The organism is uncultured Sphingomonas sp. (assembly GCF_913062585.1).
Classification (GTDB): Bacteria; Pseudomonadota; Alphaproteobacteria; order Sphingomonadales; family Sphingomonadaceae; genus Sphingomonas.
Genome location: NZ_CAJXWX010000023.1, coordinates 14,488 through 33,241 on the forward strand (window position 1 = coordinate 14,488; position 18,754 = coordinate 33,241).

An 18,754-nucleotide genomic window follows, 5' to 3' on the forward strand; every position below is an offset into this window, starting at 1 on the left:
GTCCAACGCCTTGGCCCCCTCGCTCGCCACCTTGCGGGATACGCTCGACTTCCGGCACCTGCGACAGATCGTCGCGGGGCTGGACGAGGGCGTGATCCTGATCGATCCCGACCAGAGCCTGCTCTGGGCGAACGAGGCTGCGCTCCGGATGCACGGCGTCGAGCGTCTGGAGCAGCTCGGCCGGTCGGTGGACGAGTATCGCGACCGGTTCCGCCTGCGCTATCGCAACAACCATCGGCTGGAGGCCGACGACTATCCCGTCGAGCGGGTGGCGGCGGGCGAGTCCTTCTCCGAGGTCGTGGTCGAGGTGATGGTGGCGGGCGAGACGGCGCCGCGCTGGGTCCATCAGGTGCGCAGCCTGGTGCTCAATGACCGCGATGATGGCGCGCCGACGTGCGTCGTGCTCGTCATCCAGGACGTCACCACCCGCTATGAGGCGGAGGACCGGTTCGAACAGTCGTTCAACGCCAATCCCGCGCCCGCCGTCATCTGCCGCCTGGCCGACCTGCGCTTCGTCAAGGTCAACCAGGGTTTCGTCGAGATGACCGGCTATCCACGCGACCAGGTGCTGTGCCGGACCGTCTATGACATCAACGTGCTGCGCGGGGCCGAGCGCCAGGAACTGGCCAAGGAAAGGCTGGCCGAGGGGCGGACCATCCCGCAGATGGAGGCCGAGCTGACGCTGCCCGGCGGCGGCACCAAGCTGGTCATCGTCGCCGGCCAGCCGATCGACATGGGCGACCAGCCCTGCATGTTGTTCACCTTCGCCGATCTGGAACCGCGCCGAAAGGCCGAGTCCGCCCTGCGCCACAGCGAGGAGCGGTTCACCCGCACCTTCCAGATGGCGCCGGTGCCGATGGCGATCGGCGCGCGCGACGGGCATGTGCTGTGCGAGGCCAATGCCAGCTTCACCGCGCTGACCGGCTATGGCCCGGCGGAGATCGTCGGGCGGTCGCTGGCCGATGTCGGCCTGTGGGCCAATGACACGGCCCGGGCCGAGATCGAGGCGGCGATCAATGACGGCCGCGACCTGCGCGGGGTCGAGGCGCGGATCGTCGCCAAGGACGGCGGGTGCAGCGACTGTCAGGTGTCGACCGAGCTGATCACGCTGGGCGACGATAGCTGCGTCCTCTGGGCGTTCCAGGACATCACCCAGCGCAAGGCGACCGAGCTGGAGCTGGTCGAGGCGATCGACGCGGTGATGAAGGACACCAGCTGGTTCAGCCGCTCGATCATGGACAAACTCGCCCGGCTGCGCGCCCCGCAGGAGGATCTGGGCGGTGCGGGTCTCGACGACCTGACCGCGCGCGAGCGCGAGGTGCTGGGCCTGATCTGCCGCGGGCTGGACGACAAGAGCATCGCGCGGACGCTGGGCGTGTCGGGCAATACCGTGCGCAACCATGTCGCGCGCATCTATGCCAAGATCGGCGTGAGCCGTCGCACCGCCGCGGCCGCCTGGGCCCATGCCCGCGGTTTCGACGGCGAGGGCGTGGTCGGCCGCCGGGAGGTCGCCGCATGACCAGGAAGAATTCCGGAACTCCGATCGACCGCGTTCGCCACGCCCAGGGGGCGGCGCGCGAGACGATCGGCAAGCTCATCGGCGATGATGCCGAGATCCGTCAGGGGCGGAAACAACAGGAGGCCGCCGGTCGCAAGACGTCGACCGATGCCGCCCAAGAACCGAAAGAACAGGAGTGAATATGGCAACGCACGCAACCCCCGGCTTCGTACCGGCAGAGGAGGGCGCGATCCTGCGCACCGCCCGTCGCATATCCTGGGGCGCGATCTTCGCCGGTGTGGTGATCGCGGTCGCGGTCCAGCTGGTGATGGGCATATTGGGCACGGGCATCGGCCTGTCGATGGTCGATCCGGTTCAGGGATCGACGCCGGGGGCGACCGGCTTCGGCATCGGGGCCGGGCTCTACTGGCTGATCACCACGATCGTGTCGCTGGGTGCCGGCGGCTGTGCCGCGGCGCGCGTCTCGGGCGTGACCGAAAAGTTCGATGCGCTGGTCCACGGCCTGGTCGTGTGGGGCGTCACCCTGATCCTGACGCTGTATTTGCTGACCTCGGCGGTCGGCGGGATCATCGGCGGCGCGTTCCGCACCGTCGGTGCGGTCGCCAGCGCCGCCGGTTCGACCGTGGGTGCTGCTGCGCCGAAGGTGGCGCAGGTCGCGGGTGTCGACCAGAATGACGTGCAGGCCGAAGCGGCGAAATATCTGACCGAAACCCCCGCCGACCCGGCGCAGATGACGCCCGAGCAGGCGCAGAAGGAAATCGCCAAGCAGCTGCCTGCCATGGCGCGCGGCGGCGTGGACGGCGCACGGGCCGAGGCGCGGGTAGTCGATATCGTCGCCGCACAGCGCAAGATCAGCCGCGACCAGGCTCAGGCCCAGGTCAATCAGGCCAAGGCCGACTTCGTGAAGGCCAAGACCGACGCGGTCCAGACCGCCAAGACGGCCGCGGATGCGGCTGCCGGCGCGGCGTCCAAGACCTCCTTCATCCTGGTGCTCGCGCTGCTGGTCGGCGCCGGTGCCGCCGCCTTTGGCGCAACGTCGGCCACGCGCCGCCGCCTGCGCTGAGTAGCCGCGGCGGGCCGGCGTATCGGGCCCGCTGCACCCCTTTTTCCGAAAAGAGGAGATCGTCATGACCAGGAAGATCGCGCTGGGTGCCACCTTGTTGGCCGTGCTGACGCTGACGGCCTGCAACACCGTCGTCGGCGCGGGCCGCGACCTTCGCTCGGCAGGCTCGGCCATTTCCGATGCGTCGGGCCAGGAAAAGCCGAAGAGGTGAGGATCGGGGCAGGGACCAGGGGTTCCTGCCTCGTCTTTATTTGGCCCGATCGACGTTCAGGGTGGCCTATTCTTCCCTCGCCCCTCGCAGAGGGGAGAGGGTTGCGCAGACTTAGGCTTTGCGAAAGCAAAGGCTTAGTCGGAGCTGGGTGAGGGGTGGGCGCTCGCTGGGGGCGAGCGCGCGAGCCCTTCGGGCTCGCTCAACCCCTCACCCAAGCTGCGCTAGCCAGCAAAGCTGGCAAGCTCCGCTAACCCTCTCCCCTGTCCAGGGGAGAGGGATGAATGACCGAATTGAATGCCGATCCGGCCTAGAGCCGCACCCCCAGCCGCAACCCTGCACCGACATCGGGCGCGCCCTTGCTGACCCCGGCGCTGCCCTGCAGGCCCAGCGACAGGCGCTGCGACAGGGCGGTGTCCAGCCCGGCGCCGATCTCCTGCCGGTCGGCCACCTGGTCGCTGACCCGCGAGGCGTAATTATACGACACGCTGACCTCGCTCGCCTTGCCGATGCCGACCGCGACGCCGCCGCGCGCGCTGGTTACGTCGCGCAGACGATAGCCGTCGGGCTGGCCGACAAAGGTGTGGCCGATCGCGGCAAAGGGCGTGATCTTGCCGGGCACCGCGGCCTCCGCCACCACCGAATAATCCGCCTTGCCCGTGCCCAGTCCGCGCGAGGCCGATGCGGTGGGCAGCTTCGCGCTGCCGGTCAGGGCCAGCGCCAGATGATGGCGGCGCGGCGGTACGACCTGCACCGAGGCGCCGACGACTGCATCGCCCAGCCCGCTGCGCTTCACGCGCGTGGCGGGGCGGGTGGGGTCGACCAAGATGGGCAGGCCCAGCGGCCCGCCCGGCGCGACGACATTGCCCGGTGCGTCGACCTGCACATAGGGCAGCGCGGCGAACACCGTCACGCGTTTGTGCTTGGCGCGCAGCGACGCGGTGGAACTGGCGCTGCGCACCTCCTGGGTCGTGCCGTACTTGCCCGAGGCATAGTCCGCGCCCACCGAGGCCGTGACCTGCGCGGTTGCAGGGGCCGCCAGCATCAGCGTCAGGCCAGTCGCGGCGAAAAGCGTCTTCATACCCTTTGTCCCTCGGTATCGTGTTCGACGGGGCAACGGATGCGAAACGGGGTTTAATCCCGGGAAATTCCGCCCCGGCACGGGGAGGGCGCTATCGAAAGGGCGATACCCCTCCGTCGCGCTGCGCGCGCCACCGCCCCTTACCGGGGAGGAATGCAATGCTCGCCTTTCGCCCCCCGCCCCGGTATCGCCCGTGGCATGACCGCGCGCCCGTCCCCCGTCATCGCCTTTGGCGCCGCCGCGCTCGGCATTGCGATCTATTCGGTGATGGACACGCTGATGAAGCGGCTGTCGATCGACAGCGGCGCCTATAGCGCGGTGCTCTGGCGGTCCTGGGTCGGGGTCGCGATCACGGGCGCACTGTTCCTCGCCCAGCGCGGGCGCTGGCCGGGACGCCACGCGCTGACCCTGCATATCGCGCGCGGGGCGACCGGCGGCGCGTCGGTGCTGCTGTTCTTCTGGGGACTGGCACGCGTGCCCATGGCGCAGAGCATCGCGCTGACCTTTCTCGCGCCGCTGATCGCGCTGTTCCTGGCGGCCTTCGCGCTGGGCGAGACGATCCGGCGGGCGGCGATCCTGGGCTCGCTGGTGGCGGGGGCGGGGGTGTTGGTGATCGCGACCGGGGAGGTACAGGCGCAGGCCTCTACCCAGGTGGTGCTGGGGTCGCTCGCCATCCTGGCCGCCTCGATCCTCTACGCGGTCAGCCTGGTGCTGCTGCGGCGGCAGGCGCAGGTGGCGGGCCCGGCCGAAGTCGCGCTGTTCACCATGCTGGTGATCGCGGTGCTGATGACGCCCGCCGCGCCCTTCCTATCCGGCTGGCCCGCCGTGCAGCAATGGCCGAGCATCGTCATCGCCGCCGCGCTGGGCAGCCTGTCCGCGCTGCTCCTCGCCTGGGCCTATGCGCGGGCGGAGGCGCAAGTGCTGGCGCCGGTCGAATATACCGCCTTCGTCTGGGCGGCGTGCCTGGGCTATGCGGTGTTCGGCGAGCATGTGTCGCCCTTCACGCTGGTCGGGGCGGCGCTGATTATCGGGGGCTGCGTCGTCGCGGTCCGCCAGCCTGGCCCCGGGCCGCAGAGCGAGGCAGGATTATGAGCATCACCCTCCGCGCGGCCGCGCCCGCCGACACCGCTACCATATTGGGCTTCGTCCGCGAACTGGCCGCCTTCGAGCGCGAGCCCGATGCGGTGGTCGCCACCGTGCCGATGCTGGCCGAGGCCCTGTTCGGTACCCGTCCGGCGGCCGAAGCGGTGATCGCCGAGCGGGATGGAGAGCCGGTCGGCTTCGCGCTGTTCTTCGCCAATTTCTCGACCTGGACGGGACGGCAGGGCCTGTATCTGGAGGACCTGTATGTCACGCCCGCCGCACGCGGGGCCGGGGTGGGTAAGGCCTTGCTGATCCATCTGGCGGGCATCGCGCGCGATCGCGGCTGGGCACGGTTCGAATGGTCGGTGCTCGACTGGAATAGGCCCGCGGTGGAATTCTACCGCGCGATGGGGGCGCAGGCGATGGACGAATGGACCGTCCAGCGGGTGTCCGGCGCGGCGTTGGAGCGGCTGGCGGGGCGGTAGGTTTGAGGTTCGCACGGAGGCGCGGAGGTGTCTGGCTTCCGGGTGTGCCGCATTCATTTTCCCTCGGCGGATGAATCCGCATTGCGCTCTAGGTCGGCGGCGGGCGAGCCACCTCTGCATCTCAGTGCGAACCGATCGTCCGAGCCGCCGCACACCCCCGCTCCGTTCGGCCTGAGCGAAGTCGAAGGCCAAGGGATTCCTGTCGCCAAGCCGCGATGATGGACCGTGCGCTTCGACTTCGCTCAGCGTGAACGGAGGAGGGGGAGCGTATTCGGGGCGCGCGACGGGCAAACAAAAACGCCCCGGTGCGGGTGGCACCGGGGCGTTTCTCAAACCGAAACCGGAAAGGATCAGGCGCGGCCGGGCACGTCGTGGTCGTGCGGCTCTTCGCCCTTGGCCTTGGCCTCTTCATAGCGCTCGATCGCCTCGACGACGATGCGACGCGCTTCGTCACGGTCGCCCCAGGTGCCGATACGCACCCACTTCTTCTTCTCCAGATCCTTGTAATGGGTGAAGAAGTGCTCGATCTGCTGGAACACGATCTCGGGCAGGTCGTCGCGACCGCCGACATTCGAATAGTAAGGGAAGGTCGAGTCGACCGGCACGCAGACCAGCTTCTCGTCGCCGCCGGCTTCGTCTTCCAGGTTCAGGACGGCGATCGGGCGGGCGCGCACGACGCAGCCCGGAATGAACGGGGTGCGCGACACGACCAGCGCGTCCAGGGGGTCGCCATCGGGGCTCAGCGTGTGCGGCACGAAGCCGTAATTGGCCGGATAGCGCATCGGCGTGTGCAGGATGCGGTCGACGAACAGCGCGCCGGACGCCTTGTCGAACTCGTACTTCACGGGCTCGCCGCCGGTCGGCACTTCGATCACGACGTTGATGTCGTCGGGCGGGCTCTTGCCGACGGGAATGAGGTCGATGCGCATCGAATCGGTCTTTCTTGCCTAGAAGCCGGAAGAGTTCCGGTGAAAAAACAATGGCGGGCGCGATAGCGCAACCCGCCATGTCGTGTCGATAGATGTCGGTTGGAACGGGCTCAGCGTGCCGTCAGCAGACGGTCGAGGCCGGTCTCGCCGCTGCCCACCTTCTCCAGATGCGGGTAACGCGGGCCACCGGTATAGTTCAGCGTCACGTCGCGGAACACATCCTGGTTCTTTATCACCAACTTGACCGGCTTGTTCGGATCCTTTGCCGCCACGATCGCCGCCTTCAGCCGGTCGCCGGTATAGGCTTCGCCGTTCACCGCCTGAATCTGGGTGCCGACGTCGATCCCGGCCTTGAAGGCGGGGCTGTCCCAAATTGAGCTGGTCACGTCGCCGCCGTTCGACACGATCATGCCCAACGAATAGCTGACATTGGTGCTGCCCTTCTCGCCCTGCTTGAAGGTCGGGGTCGGCTGGTCGGTATAGACCAGCTTGTAGCCGTTCATGGCAAAGCCCTGGATCGGCGCGGGCTGGCCGGTCTCGGTGATCCGCTGGCGCAGGAAGCCCGCCCAGTCATAGGGCACGATCTTGTTCAGCGTGTCGGCGACATCCTGGAAGGTGTACGTCACCTCGCCCCAGTCGCCATTGCGGATGCCGAAGAACGCCTTGGCGAAATCGTCGATCGACTTGGTGCCGCCCGACTTCTGGCGGAGCATCGCATCGACCTCCATCCACACCATCAGGCCTTCGTTGTAATAATCCTCCGACCGCTGCCAGCTGGTCCAGCCCTTGGGCTTGCGGGACGAGATGACGGGATCGTTGGTGGTGTCGAGCAGATTGCGCCACTGCCGCGCGGGCGCGGTGTCGTAGATGGCGAGGATCGCGGCATATTGGTCCAGCGTATCCTGCTTGGACACCATGCCCGACCGCGCCTGGAGCACATAGCCCCAGAACTGGGTCTGCCCCTCATAGACCCATAGCAGCGAGTCGCGCATCGGTGTGCGGAAATCGGGCGTCCACAGGTCGGCGCCGCGCCGGAACTTGCCGTCCCAGCTATGGGTGAATTCGTGCGGCAACAGGTTGCGGCGCCCCGGCCCGGCATCCCATTCGGTGAAATAGCCCGGCGTCACGCCGTTTTCGGACGAGCGATGATGTTCCAGGCCGATGCCGCCCAGCTGGTCGCTGATCGACAGCAGGAACTCGTAACGGTCGAAATGATGCGCGCCGAAGGTCTTTTCGGCCTGCTCGACCAGGCGGCTATGTGCCGCGATCTGCTCGGGCTTGGCGTTCAGCTCGGCGGCGTTGTCGGCAAAGACGTTCAGGTCGACATTGGGCGTCAGCGGAAAGACCTTGCCGTACTTGCCCGCCAGCACGGGGGAGTCGACCAGGACCTCGTAATTGGTCGTGTCATAGGTGTAGGTCGATCCCGAGGCCTTGGCCGGGACCGCGCCCGCCGCCGTCCAGCCCGCGGGGAAGGTCGCGGTCATCTGGATCGGGATCTGGCGGGTATAATAGCCCGCCGGATACAGGCTGACCGAATTGGGCTGCAGCGAGATCATCGTCGGGGTGACGGCGATGCGGCCCTGGTCGGGCTTGGTCGCCGACAGGAACTGGAACTCCAGGTCGAGCGCCTTCGCGCCCGAGGGCACGTCGATATGGAAGGCGAAGACGTCCACCGGGTCGCGCGTCCAGGGCAGGATGCGGCCATTCGCCTTGATGACCAGGCCCGCGAGCTTCTCGATCTCGCCGCGTGGGGAGTGGGCGCCGGGCAGCCATTTGGGGAAGAGCAGCGCCATCGGCCCCGCCTTGGCGACGGGGATCGTCTCCTTCACGCGGAAGATGCCGCGTTGCGTGTCGGTGGCGTCGACGACCAGCTTGATCGTGCCCGGATAGGGCGTGTCGACCGCATCCGGAATGGTGTTGACGAAGGGTTCCTGCGCGGCCGGGGCCGAATTGCCCGGTGGAACCTGTGCGATAGCGGCGGCGGTGGAGGCGAGCAGCCCGGCGACGAACACGGAACGAAACGCGGTGAGGAGCATGGAGGGCCTTTTGCGGCGAAAGGAGAGGCGCGCAAGTTAGGCATCCGATAGGCCAGTCGTCCAGACCTTTCGCGGGCAACCCCGAACCGGCTCTACACCTCGGGCGTCGCGGTTTCGCTGTCCTGTCGGGCGCGTTGGCGGCGGCGCATCGTGCGCATGACGTCGTCGCCTTCGGTCCGTTGCCGGGCCGCGGTCGCAGGCGCGCGGAAGGACAGGACGGTCGTGCCGTCGGTGCCATATTGCGCCAGCGCGGCGACAAGGAACAGGATCGTGCTGACGATGCCGTCGCGCTCGAACAGGCCGGACTCGGTGACGTTGTGGCCGATGCAGAACAACAGCATCGCCGCGATCAGCCCGCCCTGGCCCGGCGCCAGCCGGTTGCTCGCCAGCAGCCGCGCGAGCGGCCAGGCGGCGACCGCCAGCACCATCAGGACGACGCCGGGCACACCCACCGCGACCAGCTGGTCCAGATAGCCCGAATGGCCCACCGTGATCTGGCGGACATAGCCGATGCCATATTGGAAGATCGGGCTGGTCGCGTCGATGTTCCAGAAGGATCCGAATCCCGCGCCCAGCATCGGGTGGTCGCTCGCATATTTCAGCAGCGCCGACCAGATCAGCCCCCGCCCGGTAAAGGCCGAGGGGTTGAGCACGGTGGTCACGAACATGTCCTGATAGGCGCTGGTCAGCCCCCCGATCACCGCGGTCGCCACCGCCAGGATCGGCATCAGATAGGCACGCAGCCGAAAATTGACCGTCTCGAACACATAGCCGCCGAGCACCGCCATGACCAACATGCCCATCGAGGTCTTGGATTGCGAACGATAGAGGAAATAGCCCGCCGCCAGCACGACGAACAGCCGCAGCAGGCCCGGCAGGCGCCGGGCGTCGAACAGGAACATGATGATGCACAGCGCGCAGACCGCGCCGGCGAAATTCTTGTGGCCCAGGAAACCGCGCCAGTTGCCGACCAGCGCGGTCGGCATCTGCGTGTCGACCAGCAGGTGGATGCCGGTCGCGGGCAGAAGGACCACGACGCCGTAGGAGATCAGGACGGTCGCCAGCAGCGTATAGCGCAGCGTCTCCGTCGTGGTGCGATAGCCGCCCGCGCGGACCAGGTTGAACACCATCCAGGCGATCAGGTTGGTCAGGATCAGGCGGCGCACGGCGATGCTGGGGTCGAGCGCCCAGCCGATGCTGAGCCAGCACCATCCGAAAGCGATCAGGAGCGGCCCGCTGAGCGCGATCGCGTTGCGCCGGTTCAGCGTGGGCCAGGTGGCGTAGAGCGAGAAGGCCAGGATCAGCAGATAGCCGATCTGGCGCACCGCATTGCCCTCCGCCGAAATATTGCCGCCGCTGATCGTCATCAGCGGGCCGAGCATGACCATGGCGAGCAGGGCGACCAGTGCGGCGCGGATGGCGCCGTCGCGCGGCGGCGCGGCGGCATAGGTCGCATCGGCCGACGCGCCGCTCAGCCGACGCAGCCACTCATCGACACGCACCGAACCCCCGGGCGCCGGACGGGCCAAGGCCGATGGGAGCAGGGGGTCGGAAGAAGAGGGCAAGTCGGACCTCGAACTGGCGTATCGCCGCCGATACGTTACCCTTCTGCTATATCCCGGCGCCGGGGGCGCGTCATGCGCGCAAATTGCGCCCCTTTGGGACAGCTGGGGCGAGGGTGGCGAGCCTATCGTCATCCGCCGCGTCCCCCTCGTCCTCGTCACCCGCGTCCTCGACCATCTCATCCATGGTCCGGCGATAGCTGACGATCAGCATCAGCCAGGCGATGATCTGCAGCGACCACAGGATATTCTCCCGCATGAAGCTGGTCTCCTGCAGATTGTAGAACATCAGCGAGACGGTCAGCATCATGCCCGAGCGGAACAGGCCGTAATCGACCGACACGGTGCGCCCGACATCACGCAGCATCTTGCCCAGGATCAGCAGCAGCGCGACCCCGGCGATGACGCCGCCCTTGGCGGTGACGTCGAGATAACCGTCGTGGAAATGGGTGTATTTCTCGGGCGCATTGATCGTGCTGCGCGCCCAATAGGCGGTCAGATTGTCGTTGGAGATGCCGAAGGGGTGGTTCAGGATCGTGTCGATCCCCGCCGCCCAGATCTCCGGTCGACCCGATAGCGAATCGGTCGCGCCCTCGCGAACCCCGAAAAAGGGCAGGTTCATGCCCAGCGCCGACAGCGTGACCGCGCCGAAGCCGACCAGGCACAGGGCGATGACGAGCCGGGTGGCGATCGACGCTGGTCTCAGTCGCGATCCGCCCAGGATCCAGAACAGCGCGACCATCACCGCAATGGTCAACTGCGAGGTGCGGCTGTCGCTGAGGACCGTCGGGATCAGGATGACGATCGCCGCTATCCCGCCGCGCAACATGCTCCCCATGGTCCAGCGGTGGCGCGCCGCCAGCGACAGCAGCGCCCACATGCCCGCGATCCCGATCGCGCCCAGCAGATTGGGATGCCCCGTCACGCCGACCCAGCGCAGATTGTTCCACGCCGGATTGACCATGCCGCGGGCGGGCAGGACGATGACCGTCACGATCGACAGCGCCATGCAGGTCAGGCAGAACCAGAGCATCACGCGCAGGAACCGGTCATAATCCCCGCGAAAGGCCAGGTCGGCGCATACCGCCATCAGGAAGAGACCCAGGACATGGCCGCCGCGCAGCAGCGAGACGCTGCTGTCGCCGTTGAACGAGGTAGCGAAGACGATGACGCACAGCATCACGAAGGGCCACAGGCGCAGCAGGGTGCGTTCCAGCGTGCGATAATGGACGACCGCCATCGCGGCGGCAAAGGCATAGCTGGCGAAGAGGAGCGCCGTCTTCACCGGCGTTTCCTCGAACTGGGTCGCGGGCGCGATCGACAGCTGCACCGACCGCGCGGTCAGGTAGATCAGGAAGACGATGGTGGAGAAAAAGGGCATCGCGCCGTGATTATCCTCGGGACAGGTTAATGGCCCATAAGCGTGGTTGCCTGACGTTTATCGGTCGCCCCTGTTCGTAACTAGTGTGGATCGTGGCCGATCGCCGCCAAAGGGTAGCCGGTTCGACATCCTCAGTAATGCAGGTTGTGTCGGTCGTCGCGTTGAAAAACGCGGACCGATTTCAGTCGGATAGGCGTCGAATTGCTGCCCGCGATCAGGACCAGATGCTGGTCGTCCAGCGCCGCGAACGCTTGCCCTCCTCCCAACTGGGGTAGGCGGGTCGGGTCGCCCTTCGCCCAAGTGAAGGGGGCGGCGATCGGTTTGCCGTCGAAGAAATATTGCACATGGCCCGGCCGTCGATTCGTCGCGGGGCGCCACACCGCGCCCACCCGGTGCCAGTCGCGCCAGTCGGTGTCTTTCGGCACGATGCCCGGCATGGTGTCGAACGAGCGCTCGACGTCGCAGAAGGAGCGGCCCGGACATGTCCGGCGATACTGGCCGTACCAGTCGTGCATCGTGCCCAGATAGTCGGGCAGGGGACGTTTGAACGCCTCCATGATGTCCATCTCGATGAAATGCTCGAACCCGGCGGGTTGTCCGGGCATCTGGGCGCGGGCGCCATGCTGGTCGAGATGTTCGACCGCCATGGCCCAAAAGGCGGGAAACCCCTTGGCGGTGTCGATCGCGTCGGGATCGAACGCCATATCGGCCTCGACGCAGAAGCCGCCGCCAAAGGCGGTGCCCACCATATAGGGCGCGGTCGGGATCGCGGCCGCGGTCGCGATCTGGCCATTGGGGCCGCTGCGACCCGACACCGCGATCGTCCCGTCGCTGGCCGGGCTCAGCGTGTCGCTCGCGTGACCGCCGGAGAACCAGTTCCACCGATACCAGGAAAAGCCGGGGCGGTGGCTGTTCGCCAGATCGACCGACGTGGTGTCGAAGCGGTCCGTGGCGAAGGTCTGCATCTTATAGTCATTGGGGCAGATGCCGGGGGACGCGGGGCGGTCCGGCCGCTCGGGATAGGGCGTCGCCGGGGTCGGGGTCAGGAATGAGGACAAAATGGCGAGCAGCATGCCGCGATGATCCTTCAGGAAAGTGACGGCGCGGCGCGGCGCGGCGCGAAGACGCGTTCGCCCCGTCAACCGCCGGTCGTCACGCCGGTGTCCGCCGGGCGTTCGCCAGGCCGTCGCGATAGGCCGCCAGATGCTGCCGGGCGGCCAGGTCCGGCGCGAAGGCCGACAGGTCGCAGGTCGCGCCCTCGCGCCGCCGCGCCACGACCGTCCGCGCGCGCCGCAATATGTCGGTCGACAGCGGACCGTCATAGAGGAACAGCCATTCCTCGCCGACCAGGGCCTGTATCTCGCTGTTCACCGGGCTGCGCACCGCGATGACGGGCACGTTCAGCGACAGCGCGGTATAGATGGTGCCCGAGTTGAAATAATCGGTCCCCGGAAAGACGAGCACGTCCGAACAGGCGTGAAGCCGCGCCATCTCGTCCTCGGGGATGCGGTCATAGCGGCGCAGGCTGTTGGGATTGTCGGCCAGTATGGCCTCCAATTGCTCGCGCATATCGTCGGTGGCGCCGCCCGCCAGGATCAGGAAATTGCCGTCCTGCTCCAGGCCGCGAAACGCCTCGGCCAGGATCTCGGGCGACTTGTTGGCGCGCATCCGGCCCAGAAAGGCATAGACGAACTGCCCCTCGGCCGCACCGTAGCGGGCCAGCCCGGCGGTGTCGAAGGGCTGCGGCGGATAGACCGTGCGATAATGCGGGTGGCGTCCCAGATGGAACGGCTTGTCGCGCAGCATGGGCAATGCGGCCTTTACCGGGGCGATACCCGCCTCGGTCAGGCTGATGACCGCGTCCACCTCGTTCAGGAAACGGGCGAGCAGGCGGCTGGTGAAGGGATCGTCGCGCAGCCGCTGTTCGTGGGGCGTGATGTCATGCGCGGTCCAGACGAGCTTGCCGCCGCCGCGCTTGACCCGCCGGATCGTCCACCAGAGCAGTTGCGCCGCCCACCAGCCGCGCAGGCCCTGGCCGCGCCGGGCATGGATATGGCCCAGCACCTCGGGCCAATGGACGTGGAAGACGTCGGCAGGCCCTGAGGGAACCGCCTTTTTCCAGGGGCGGACCTCGACGTCCAGCGCGCGCAGACCGTCGACCAGCACGTCCAGATAGCGGTTCTCGCTGGCATTGCCCTGGGCGGGGAACATCAGGACGCGAAGGGGTTCAGGCACGGCCTTGCCTCCAGATGACGGGCATCAGGCCCGCGAGTCCCGCCCGCCAGTCGGGCAGGATGTCGAGTTGCAGCTTGCGGCTGTTGGCCAGCACCGGGAACAGCCCCGCCGTCGCCGATGCGCACAGCACGCTGACCGCGACGCCCTCCCCGCCGAAGAGCCACCCGGCCGGGATGCCCAGGACCAGCATGACGACCAGGGCCGAGATCGTGCCGATCGCATTGTAGCGCAGCACCCCTTGCGCGACGGCGGCATTTTCCACCGGCATGGCCCAGATATGGATGGCGGCGCCGATCGCGGTCAGCGCGGCGAACAGCAGATAATGGCTATGGATGCCGCCGAGCATGATCCAGGCGGCGAGCGGCGAGGTGAGTATGACGCCCACCGCCACCGCCGCCGCGCCCAGGCTGAAACGGGCATAGGTCAGCCGGTAGAAGGCGGCGAAGGCCGCCCGCCCCTCCGCCGCGCGATTGACGAGCGCCGGGCCCAGCGGCTGGGCGATATAGACGAACAGGACACGCGGCTGGTTGGCCAGGCGATAGGCGATCTCATACTGTCCCAGCAGCGCGGCGCCGCCGAAGCGCGACATCAGGAACCGGATCGAGGTTTCGAAGCCCGCCCACGCGATGGAGGGAATCTGCAACCCGGCGCCGAACCGTATGACCTCGCGCGCCAGCGTCGCGTCGAAGCGGAACAGCCGGCGCAGCCGCACGCCGCCCGAGAATTTGAGCAGGACGAACGTCCCCGCCAGCACGAAGCAATAGCCGACGATCTGGGCATGGGCGAGGCCGACCAGCCCCCTTTGCCCGATCCAGATCCACGACAATATGCCCTGCACCACCATGCCGGTCATCACCAGCTGGCTCTTGCGGAACCCCAGATGCAGGCCCGTCAGGCAGCCCGAGCAGGTCAGGGAGATGACCAGCAGGAAATAGCAGGCGGAGGAAAAGGGCAGGATCGCGCGTGCTTCGGCCAGCATGTCGGCCTGTACGATCGCGGGCAGCGCGACATACATGATCGCATAGATCGCGGCGGACACCAGCAGATAGAAGGGGATGGTGACGAACACGACGATCGCGATCACCTTTTCGATATCGTCGCGCAGGCCCTTGGCATGGGCGCGGGCCAGATAGCGGCTGATCCCGCCGGTCAGCCCGAAATCGAAGAACCCCGCCACCTGCGCGGCGGCCATCAGCACCGCCCACAGCCCCATCTGCGCCGTACCCAGCGTGCCGACGATATAGCGCATGACCAATAGCTGGATCGCGGTCACGGAGGCGAATTCCGCGACCACCCAGATCATGTTCGTCTTGAAGCTGGCCAGCCGCATAAATGGTCTTCAGTGCTCGGGATCATCGCTGTGTCGCACCTGGCGGCGATGATCGGCAAGGCGGCAAAACCGGCGCACCGTCCGGTTTCGACACGCTTCAGGCGGCGCTATGGCGATGAAAGGGGGCGGGGCGGGGGCCACGCGCATAGACATGCGCCATGATGTCCAACAGATAATGCGCACCCGCCTCGGCGCTGATACGCGACATCGCCCATTGGCGGCGGCGTTCGCGCATCGCGGGTGTCAGGCGATCGGGCTGGCCCGCCCTGACGATGGCATCGGCCAGCGCCCCCGGCGATCCTGCGGGCACGACTTCGCCGCGCAGCGGATCGTCGAGGCAGATCGACCCGCCGACCCGCTCGCTCGCCACCACCAGCGTGCCGGACATCAGCCCCTCGCTGACGACCGCCGCCCAGCCGTCGTTCATGGTCGTCGACGGCACGACCAATATGTCGAGCGCGTGCAGGAAGGCGGGGATCGCCGACATCGGCAGGACACCCGCATAGTCCAGCAGGCCCTGGTCCGCCGCCGCCATGACCGCCGGCTCCCGTTCGCCGCGCCCCGCGACGCGTGCGGCGAAACGGCCGGGCAGCCGGCGCAGCGCGGCCAGGAAGACGTCGATGCCCTTGCTCGGCGTCAACCGCCCGACATAGCCGATGCGGACGCGATCCGGATCCACCTGTCGGTCGGGACGGCGGACAAGGCCGGTGACGAAATAGGCGAAGTCGAAAATCCTGGCGCGGGAATAGCCCCCCAGCCGGAACCAGCGCGGGCCGTGTCGCCCCACCGCCAGCACGAAATCGGCCGAGCGACGCAGCCGTCCCTCGGTCAACCAGGTCTGGGCCAGGCGCGCCATGCCCGAAATCCCCTCCAGCACGCGGGGTTCGGAGAACAGGCCATAGCGGGCGCCGCGCTTCTGCGCCTCGGCCAGGGCGGCGACGATGACGGGCACGCGGCGCATCCCCATCATGATATGGATGGCATCGGCGGGCGCCGTGTCGAAGATATGGGCGATCGCGGCCGCATCCGGGGCGATCGTGACATCGACGCCCTGATGATCCGGTATCTGCCATCCCTGATCGACCCGCTCCGGCGCCAGATCGCATTGCGCGATCGACCGGATGGCGTTCACGCGCGGATCGCGGGACAAGGCCAGCGCCAGCGGCATCATGTGCGCCGATACTTCGGGTTCCCAGATGATGAACGTCCAGCCGCCCCCCGACCCCGCCCGCATGTCAGTCGCCCCCTTCAGCATAACTGGCCTCCGCCCTAATCGGCACATGATGACCCGACCATGAGGGATTGATCCATATTAGGAGAAAGTGACCAAAGTGGGTACTTCGACCGAAATATTCTAAAGCGTCCCTTCATACATGGCCAAAAGCGTCCGACCGACGCGTTCGGACGAATAAGTCCCTGCAATCAATCGGCGACTGGCCGCGGCACGTTCGGCATGGCGTTCCGGGCCTTCGTCCGCCGCCTGTGCCAGGGCCGATGCGATCCCATCAGGGGAGACATCGCAGCATATCGCCGCGCCGGTCGAAAAGCCCAGCGGCAGGTTGCATTCCTGCGTCATGATCGTCGGTACGCCGCCGCTCCACGACTCGAGGATCGCCAGCGGCAGGCCCTCGCTCTTCGAGGGCAGCAGCATGTAATCGGCGGCGGCGAAGGATCGCCATTTGTCCGCGCCATATTGCGGCCCGGCATAAAGAACGCTGCCGGTCTCGGATTGCGCCTCGGCCACCAGCGCCTCGAACTCGGGGAAATCATCGACCCAGCCGCAAAAGACCAGCAGCGCCTCGTCCCGCCATCCGCTGCGCGCGGCCGCCAGCCGGCGCCAGGCCTGAACCAACTCCTCCACGCCCTTCTTGCGGTGGATCCGGCCGAAGAACAGGAAGATCTTGCGACCGGCATGGCTGTCCGCCCACCAGCCGGGATGTTGCCCGTCATGCGGCGGTGCGGGGGGCACCAGATTGGGCACCTCGTCCAGCCGCGCCTGCGGGTATAGCGCGCGAACGTCGCGCCCTTCATTGTCGGTCAGGACGTGAACCGTTGCCGCCCGGCGGAACAGATCGTCCTGGAACAGCCGCGACACCCAATGCTTCAGCCGGGGCGACCGCTTCAGGATCCAGGGCTCGACCATGCCATGGGGGGCGATGACCACCGGCTTGCCGGTGCGCCGATGCCAGCGCAGCGCCGACCAGCCATGCGCGGCCCAGATGCCATGGACGTGCAGGACGTCGAGATCCGCGGCCTCCATCAGGCCCGCCAGACGCGGTGCGACGGGAAAGCGGCGCACGCCATAGGCCTTGGCCAGATGGACGGTCGCCAGGCCGTCGAAGCGGCGGCTGTCCTCCCGCGAATAGGCGTCCTCGGCGGCGAAGATGTGAAGCGCATGGCCTTCGCCGCGATCGGCGATCGCCTCGCAGAAGCGATGCATGGCCTCGCTGACGCCGCCATTGGCCCGGCTCATGCTCTGGGCGACCATTCCGATCCGCATCATTCCCCCCTTTGTGGCTCGCCTAGGTCACGCTGCGCCGGGCGTTCACGACCCGGTGCAGCGCCTCGGACAGGATCCGCGCCTGCGCCTTGGGATTCCACCGGTCGCGGGTCGTCGCCCGACAGGCCGCGCGCACCGTCGCGCGGTCGGGCGCCTGCGCCAGCCAGTCGGCGATCGTATCGGCCAGGCTCCCCGCATCGCCGTTGGTGAAAAAGGCGCCGGTCCGCCCCGGCTCGATCGCCTCCACCTCCGGCATCTGGTCGTCCAGCGTACCGTGGGTGATGGCGGGCGTGCCGTACATCAGCGAATGCAGCGCGGTCAGCCCGATCTTGCCCGGCGAGACGGTCAGGTCGGCATGATAGAGCAGCGGCCCGGTGATCGTCTCGTCATAACAGGCGCCGTGGAAGATCGCCGCGATGCTAAGGCGTCGCGCCTGGTCCTCCAGCGCCTGCCGCTCGGGCCCGTCGCCCAGCAGCAGGATGTTGATCGGCCGGCCCCGCTCGGCCAGCCGCGCGGCGGCGTCGAGCAGCAGGTGGAACCGGCATTTGTCGGTCAGCCGCGCGGTGCATACGATCAGCGGGCGATCGGGGTCGGCGAAGCGGCGCTGCGGGATATGGTCGTCCAGTTCGCCCCGTTCGATCCGGGCGATGATGGCGTCGGCCTGGTCCACCGACAGGCTGTTATAGACGACGGTGATATCCTCGTCCTTCCACCCCGCCGCCATGCCCAGCCGCTTTCCGCGCTCGGCATAGAGCAGCAGGTGATCGGCCAGGCGATAAAAACCATGGCGGAACAGGCGCTTCGGCCCTGTGTCCTGGCGCAGCCAGCCATGGCCCCAGAACAGGACGGGAATGCCGCGCAGCCGCGCCAGCGGGGCGGCGATCCATGTCGACAGGTGATTGGGATTGGCCAGCAGGACGATCGCGTCATAGCGTCCGGTCAGCGCAGCCCGAACCGCGCCTCCCTGCCACAACAGACGACCGATCGACGTCGACCGCGCGATCACGAACCGGCCGAGGCGCGATATGTCGAGATGCTCGATCCCCTCCAGCCGCTCGCCGCTTCCATAGAAGCTATAGGCGATGGCCGGGTCGGCATCCATTTCGAGCGCGACGGGCAGCCGGTAATGGGGCCATACCTGATAGATGACCGCTACCCGCATCCTCGCATCCTCCGCCCCGACATGGGCATATTCTGAAGTCGGGAAGACGGCATCGCAATGACGCGATGGGCCATGTTCGGGACGGAATAGGCGACTTGTCCCCATTTCGGGACGATCCCGGCACCTGTCTGCCATAGACGCCCGTCCCGACCGGCGGGTTGCCAAGGCTCGGACAGGCCG

Annotated in this window: 17 protein-coding genes; 6 read left to right on the forward strand and 11 right to left on the reverse strand. The window is 67.4% G+C overall.

Translation table 11 applies throughout. The features are described 5' to 3' along the window. Nucleotides 1-10: 10 nt before the first annotated feature. The 4 genes from QZ546_RS13990 to QZ546_RS14005 all read left to right on the forward strand — a co-directional run bounded on the left by QZ546_RS13990 (nt 11) and on the right by QZ546_RS14005 (nt 2,793). The gene (locus QZ546_RS13990) at nt 11-1,519 is read left to right on the forward strand and encodes a PAS domain S-box protein (protein ID WP_294238719.1); all 1,509 of its coding nucleotides are present in this window, start codon (nt 11-13) and stop codon (nt 1,517-1,519) included. Then, nucleotides 1,516-1,698: a hypothetical protein gene (locus QZ546_RS13995; protein ID WP_294238722.1), complete on the forward strand. Its 183-nt coding sequence runs from the start codon at nt 1,516-1,518 to the stop codon at nt 1,696-1,698. The genes QZ546_RS13990 and QZ546_RS13995 overlap by 4 nt, the downstream gene beginning before the upstream one ends. Nucleotides 1,699-1,700: 2 nt before the next feature. Then, a complete protein-coding gene (locus QZ546_RS14000; RefSeq protein WP_294238724.1) occupies nt 1,701-2,582 on the forward strand; it encodes a hypothetical protein in 882 nt (293 codons plus the stop codon). 64 nt (nt 2,583-2,646) lie between these two features. Next, nucleotides 2,647-2,793 (forward strand): entericidin A/B family lipoprotein, encoded by a 147-nt coding sequence (locus QZ546_RS14005; RefSeq protein ID WP_294238727.1) that lies wholly within the window; start codon nt 2,647-2,649, stop codon nt 2,791-2,793. Between the two features lie 307 nt (nt 2,794-3,100). Here QZ546_RS14005 and QZ546_RS14010 read toward each other — a convergent pair whose 3' ends face one another. Then, the gene (locus QZ546_RS14010) at nt 3,101-3,871 is read right to left on the reverse strand and encodes a transporter (RefSeq protein WP_294238731.1); all 771 of its coding nucleotides are present in this window, start codon (nt 3,869-3,871) and stop codon (nt 3,101-3,103) included. 198 nt (nt 3,872-4,069) lie between these two features. Here QZ546_RS14010 and QZ546_RS14015 point away from each other — a divergent pair, with 198 nt between their 5' ends. Both QZ546_RS14015 and QZ546_RS14020 read left to right on the forward strand, forming a co-directional pair. After that, nucleotides 4,070-4,963 carry a DMT family transporter gene (locus QZ546_RS14015; protein WP_294238735.1) on the forward strand — a complete coding sequence of 298 codons (894 nt, stop codon included), beginning with the start codon at nt 4,070-4,072 and terminating at the stop codon, nt 4,961-4,963. Further along, entirely contained in the window at nt 4,960-5,439 is a 480-nt protein-coding gene (locus QZ546_RS14020) for a GNAT family N-acetyltransferase (RefSeq protein ID WP_294238738.1), read from the forward strand. Before QZ546_RS14015 ends, QZ546_RS14020 begins: the two co-directional genes overlap by 4 nt. 350 nt (nt 5,440-5,789) lie before the next feature. On the opposite strand, the gene ppa is transcribed toward QZ546_RS14020, so the two are convergent. From ppa to QZ546_RS14070, 10 genes are all read right to left on the reverse strand, one after another. Next, on the reverse strand, nt 5,790-6,368 hold the full coding sequence (gene ppa, locus QZ546_RS14025) for an inorganic diphosphatase (RefSeq protein ID WP_294238740.1): 579 nt from the start codon (nt 6,366-6,368) through the stop codon (nt 5,790-5,792). A 110-nt stretch (nt 6,369-6,478) separates the two neighbouring features. Beyond that, nucleotides 6,479-8,404 carry a peptidase M61 gene (locus QZ546_RS14030; protein ID WP_294238744.1) on the reverse strand — a complete coding sequence of 642 codons (1,926 nt, stop codon included), beginning with the start codon at nt 8,402-8,404 and terminating at the stop codon, nt 6,479-6,481. A gap of 92 nt (nt 8,405-8,496) precedes the next feature. Then, complete coding sequence (locus tag QZ546_RS14035) at nt 8,497-9,906, reverse strand: O-antigen ligase (RefSeq protein WP_294238746.1); 1,410 nt, start codon at nt 9,904-9,906, stop codon at nt 8,497-8,499. 133 nt (nt 9,907-10,039) lie between these two features. Continuing rightward, the gene (locus QZ546_RS14040; RefSeq protein ID WP_294238748.1) at nt 10,040-11,347 is read right to left on the reverse strand and encodes an O-antigen ligase; all 1,308 of its coding nucleotides are present in this window, start codon (nt 11,345-11,347) and stop codon (nt 10,040-10,042) included. 131 nt (nt 11,348-11,478) lie between these two features. Next, nucleotides 11,479-12,420, reverse strand: coding sequence for a hypothetical protein (locus QZ546_RS14045; protein ID WP_294238751.1), 942 nt, complete (start codon nt 12,418-12,420; stop codon nt 11,479-11,481). Nucleotides 12,421-12,499: 79 nt separating this feature from the next. Next, entirely contained in the window at nt 12,500-13,582 is a 1,083-nt protein-coding gene (locus QZ546_RS14050) for a glycosyltransferase family 4 protein (protein ID WP_294238753.1), read from the reverse strand. Beyond that, entirely contained in the window at nt 13,575-14,912 is a 1,338-nt protein-coding gene (locus QZ546_RS14055) for a hypothetical protein (protein ID WP_294238755.1), read from the reverse strand. Before QZ546_RS14055 ends, QZ546_RS14050 begins: the two co-directional genes overlap by 8 nt. A gap of 97 nt (nt 14,913-15,009) precedes the next feature. After that, nucleotides 15,010-16,146: a glycosyltransferase gene (locus QZ546_RS14060; protein WP_294238758.1), complete on the reverse strand. Its 1,137-nt coding sequence runs from the start codon at nt 16,144-16,146 to the stop codon at nt 15,010-15,012. Nucleotides 16,147-16,266: 120 nt separating this feature from the next. Then, a complete protein-coding gene (locus tag QZ546_RS14065) occupies nt 16,267-17,415 on the reverse strand; it encodes a glycosyltransferase (RefSeq protein WP_294238761.1) in 1,149 nt (382 codons plus the stop codon). Between the two features lie 19 nt (nt 17,416-17,434). Further along, a complete protein-coding gene (locus QZ546_RS14070; protein WP_294238764.1) occupies nt 17,435-18,574 on the reverse strand; it encodes a glycosyltransferase in 1,140 nt (379 codons plus the stop codon). Between the last annotated feature and the right edge of the window lie 180 nt (nt 18,575-18,754).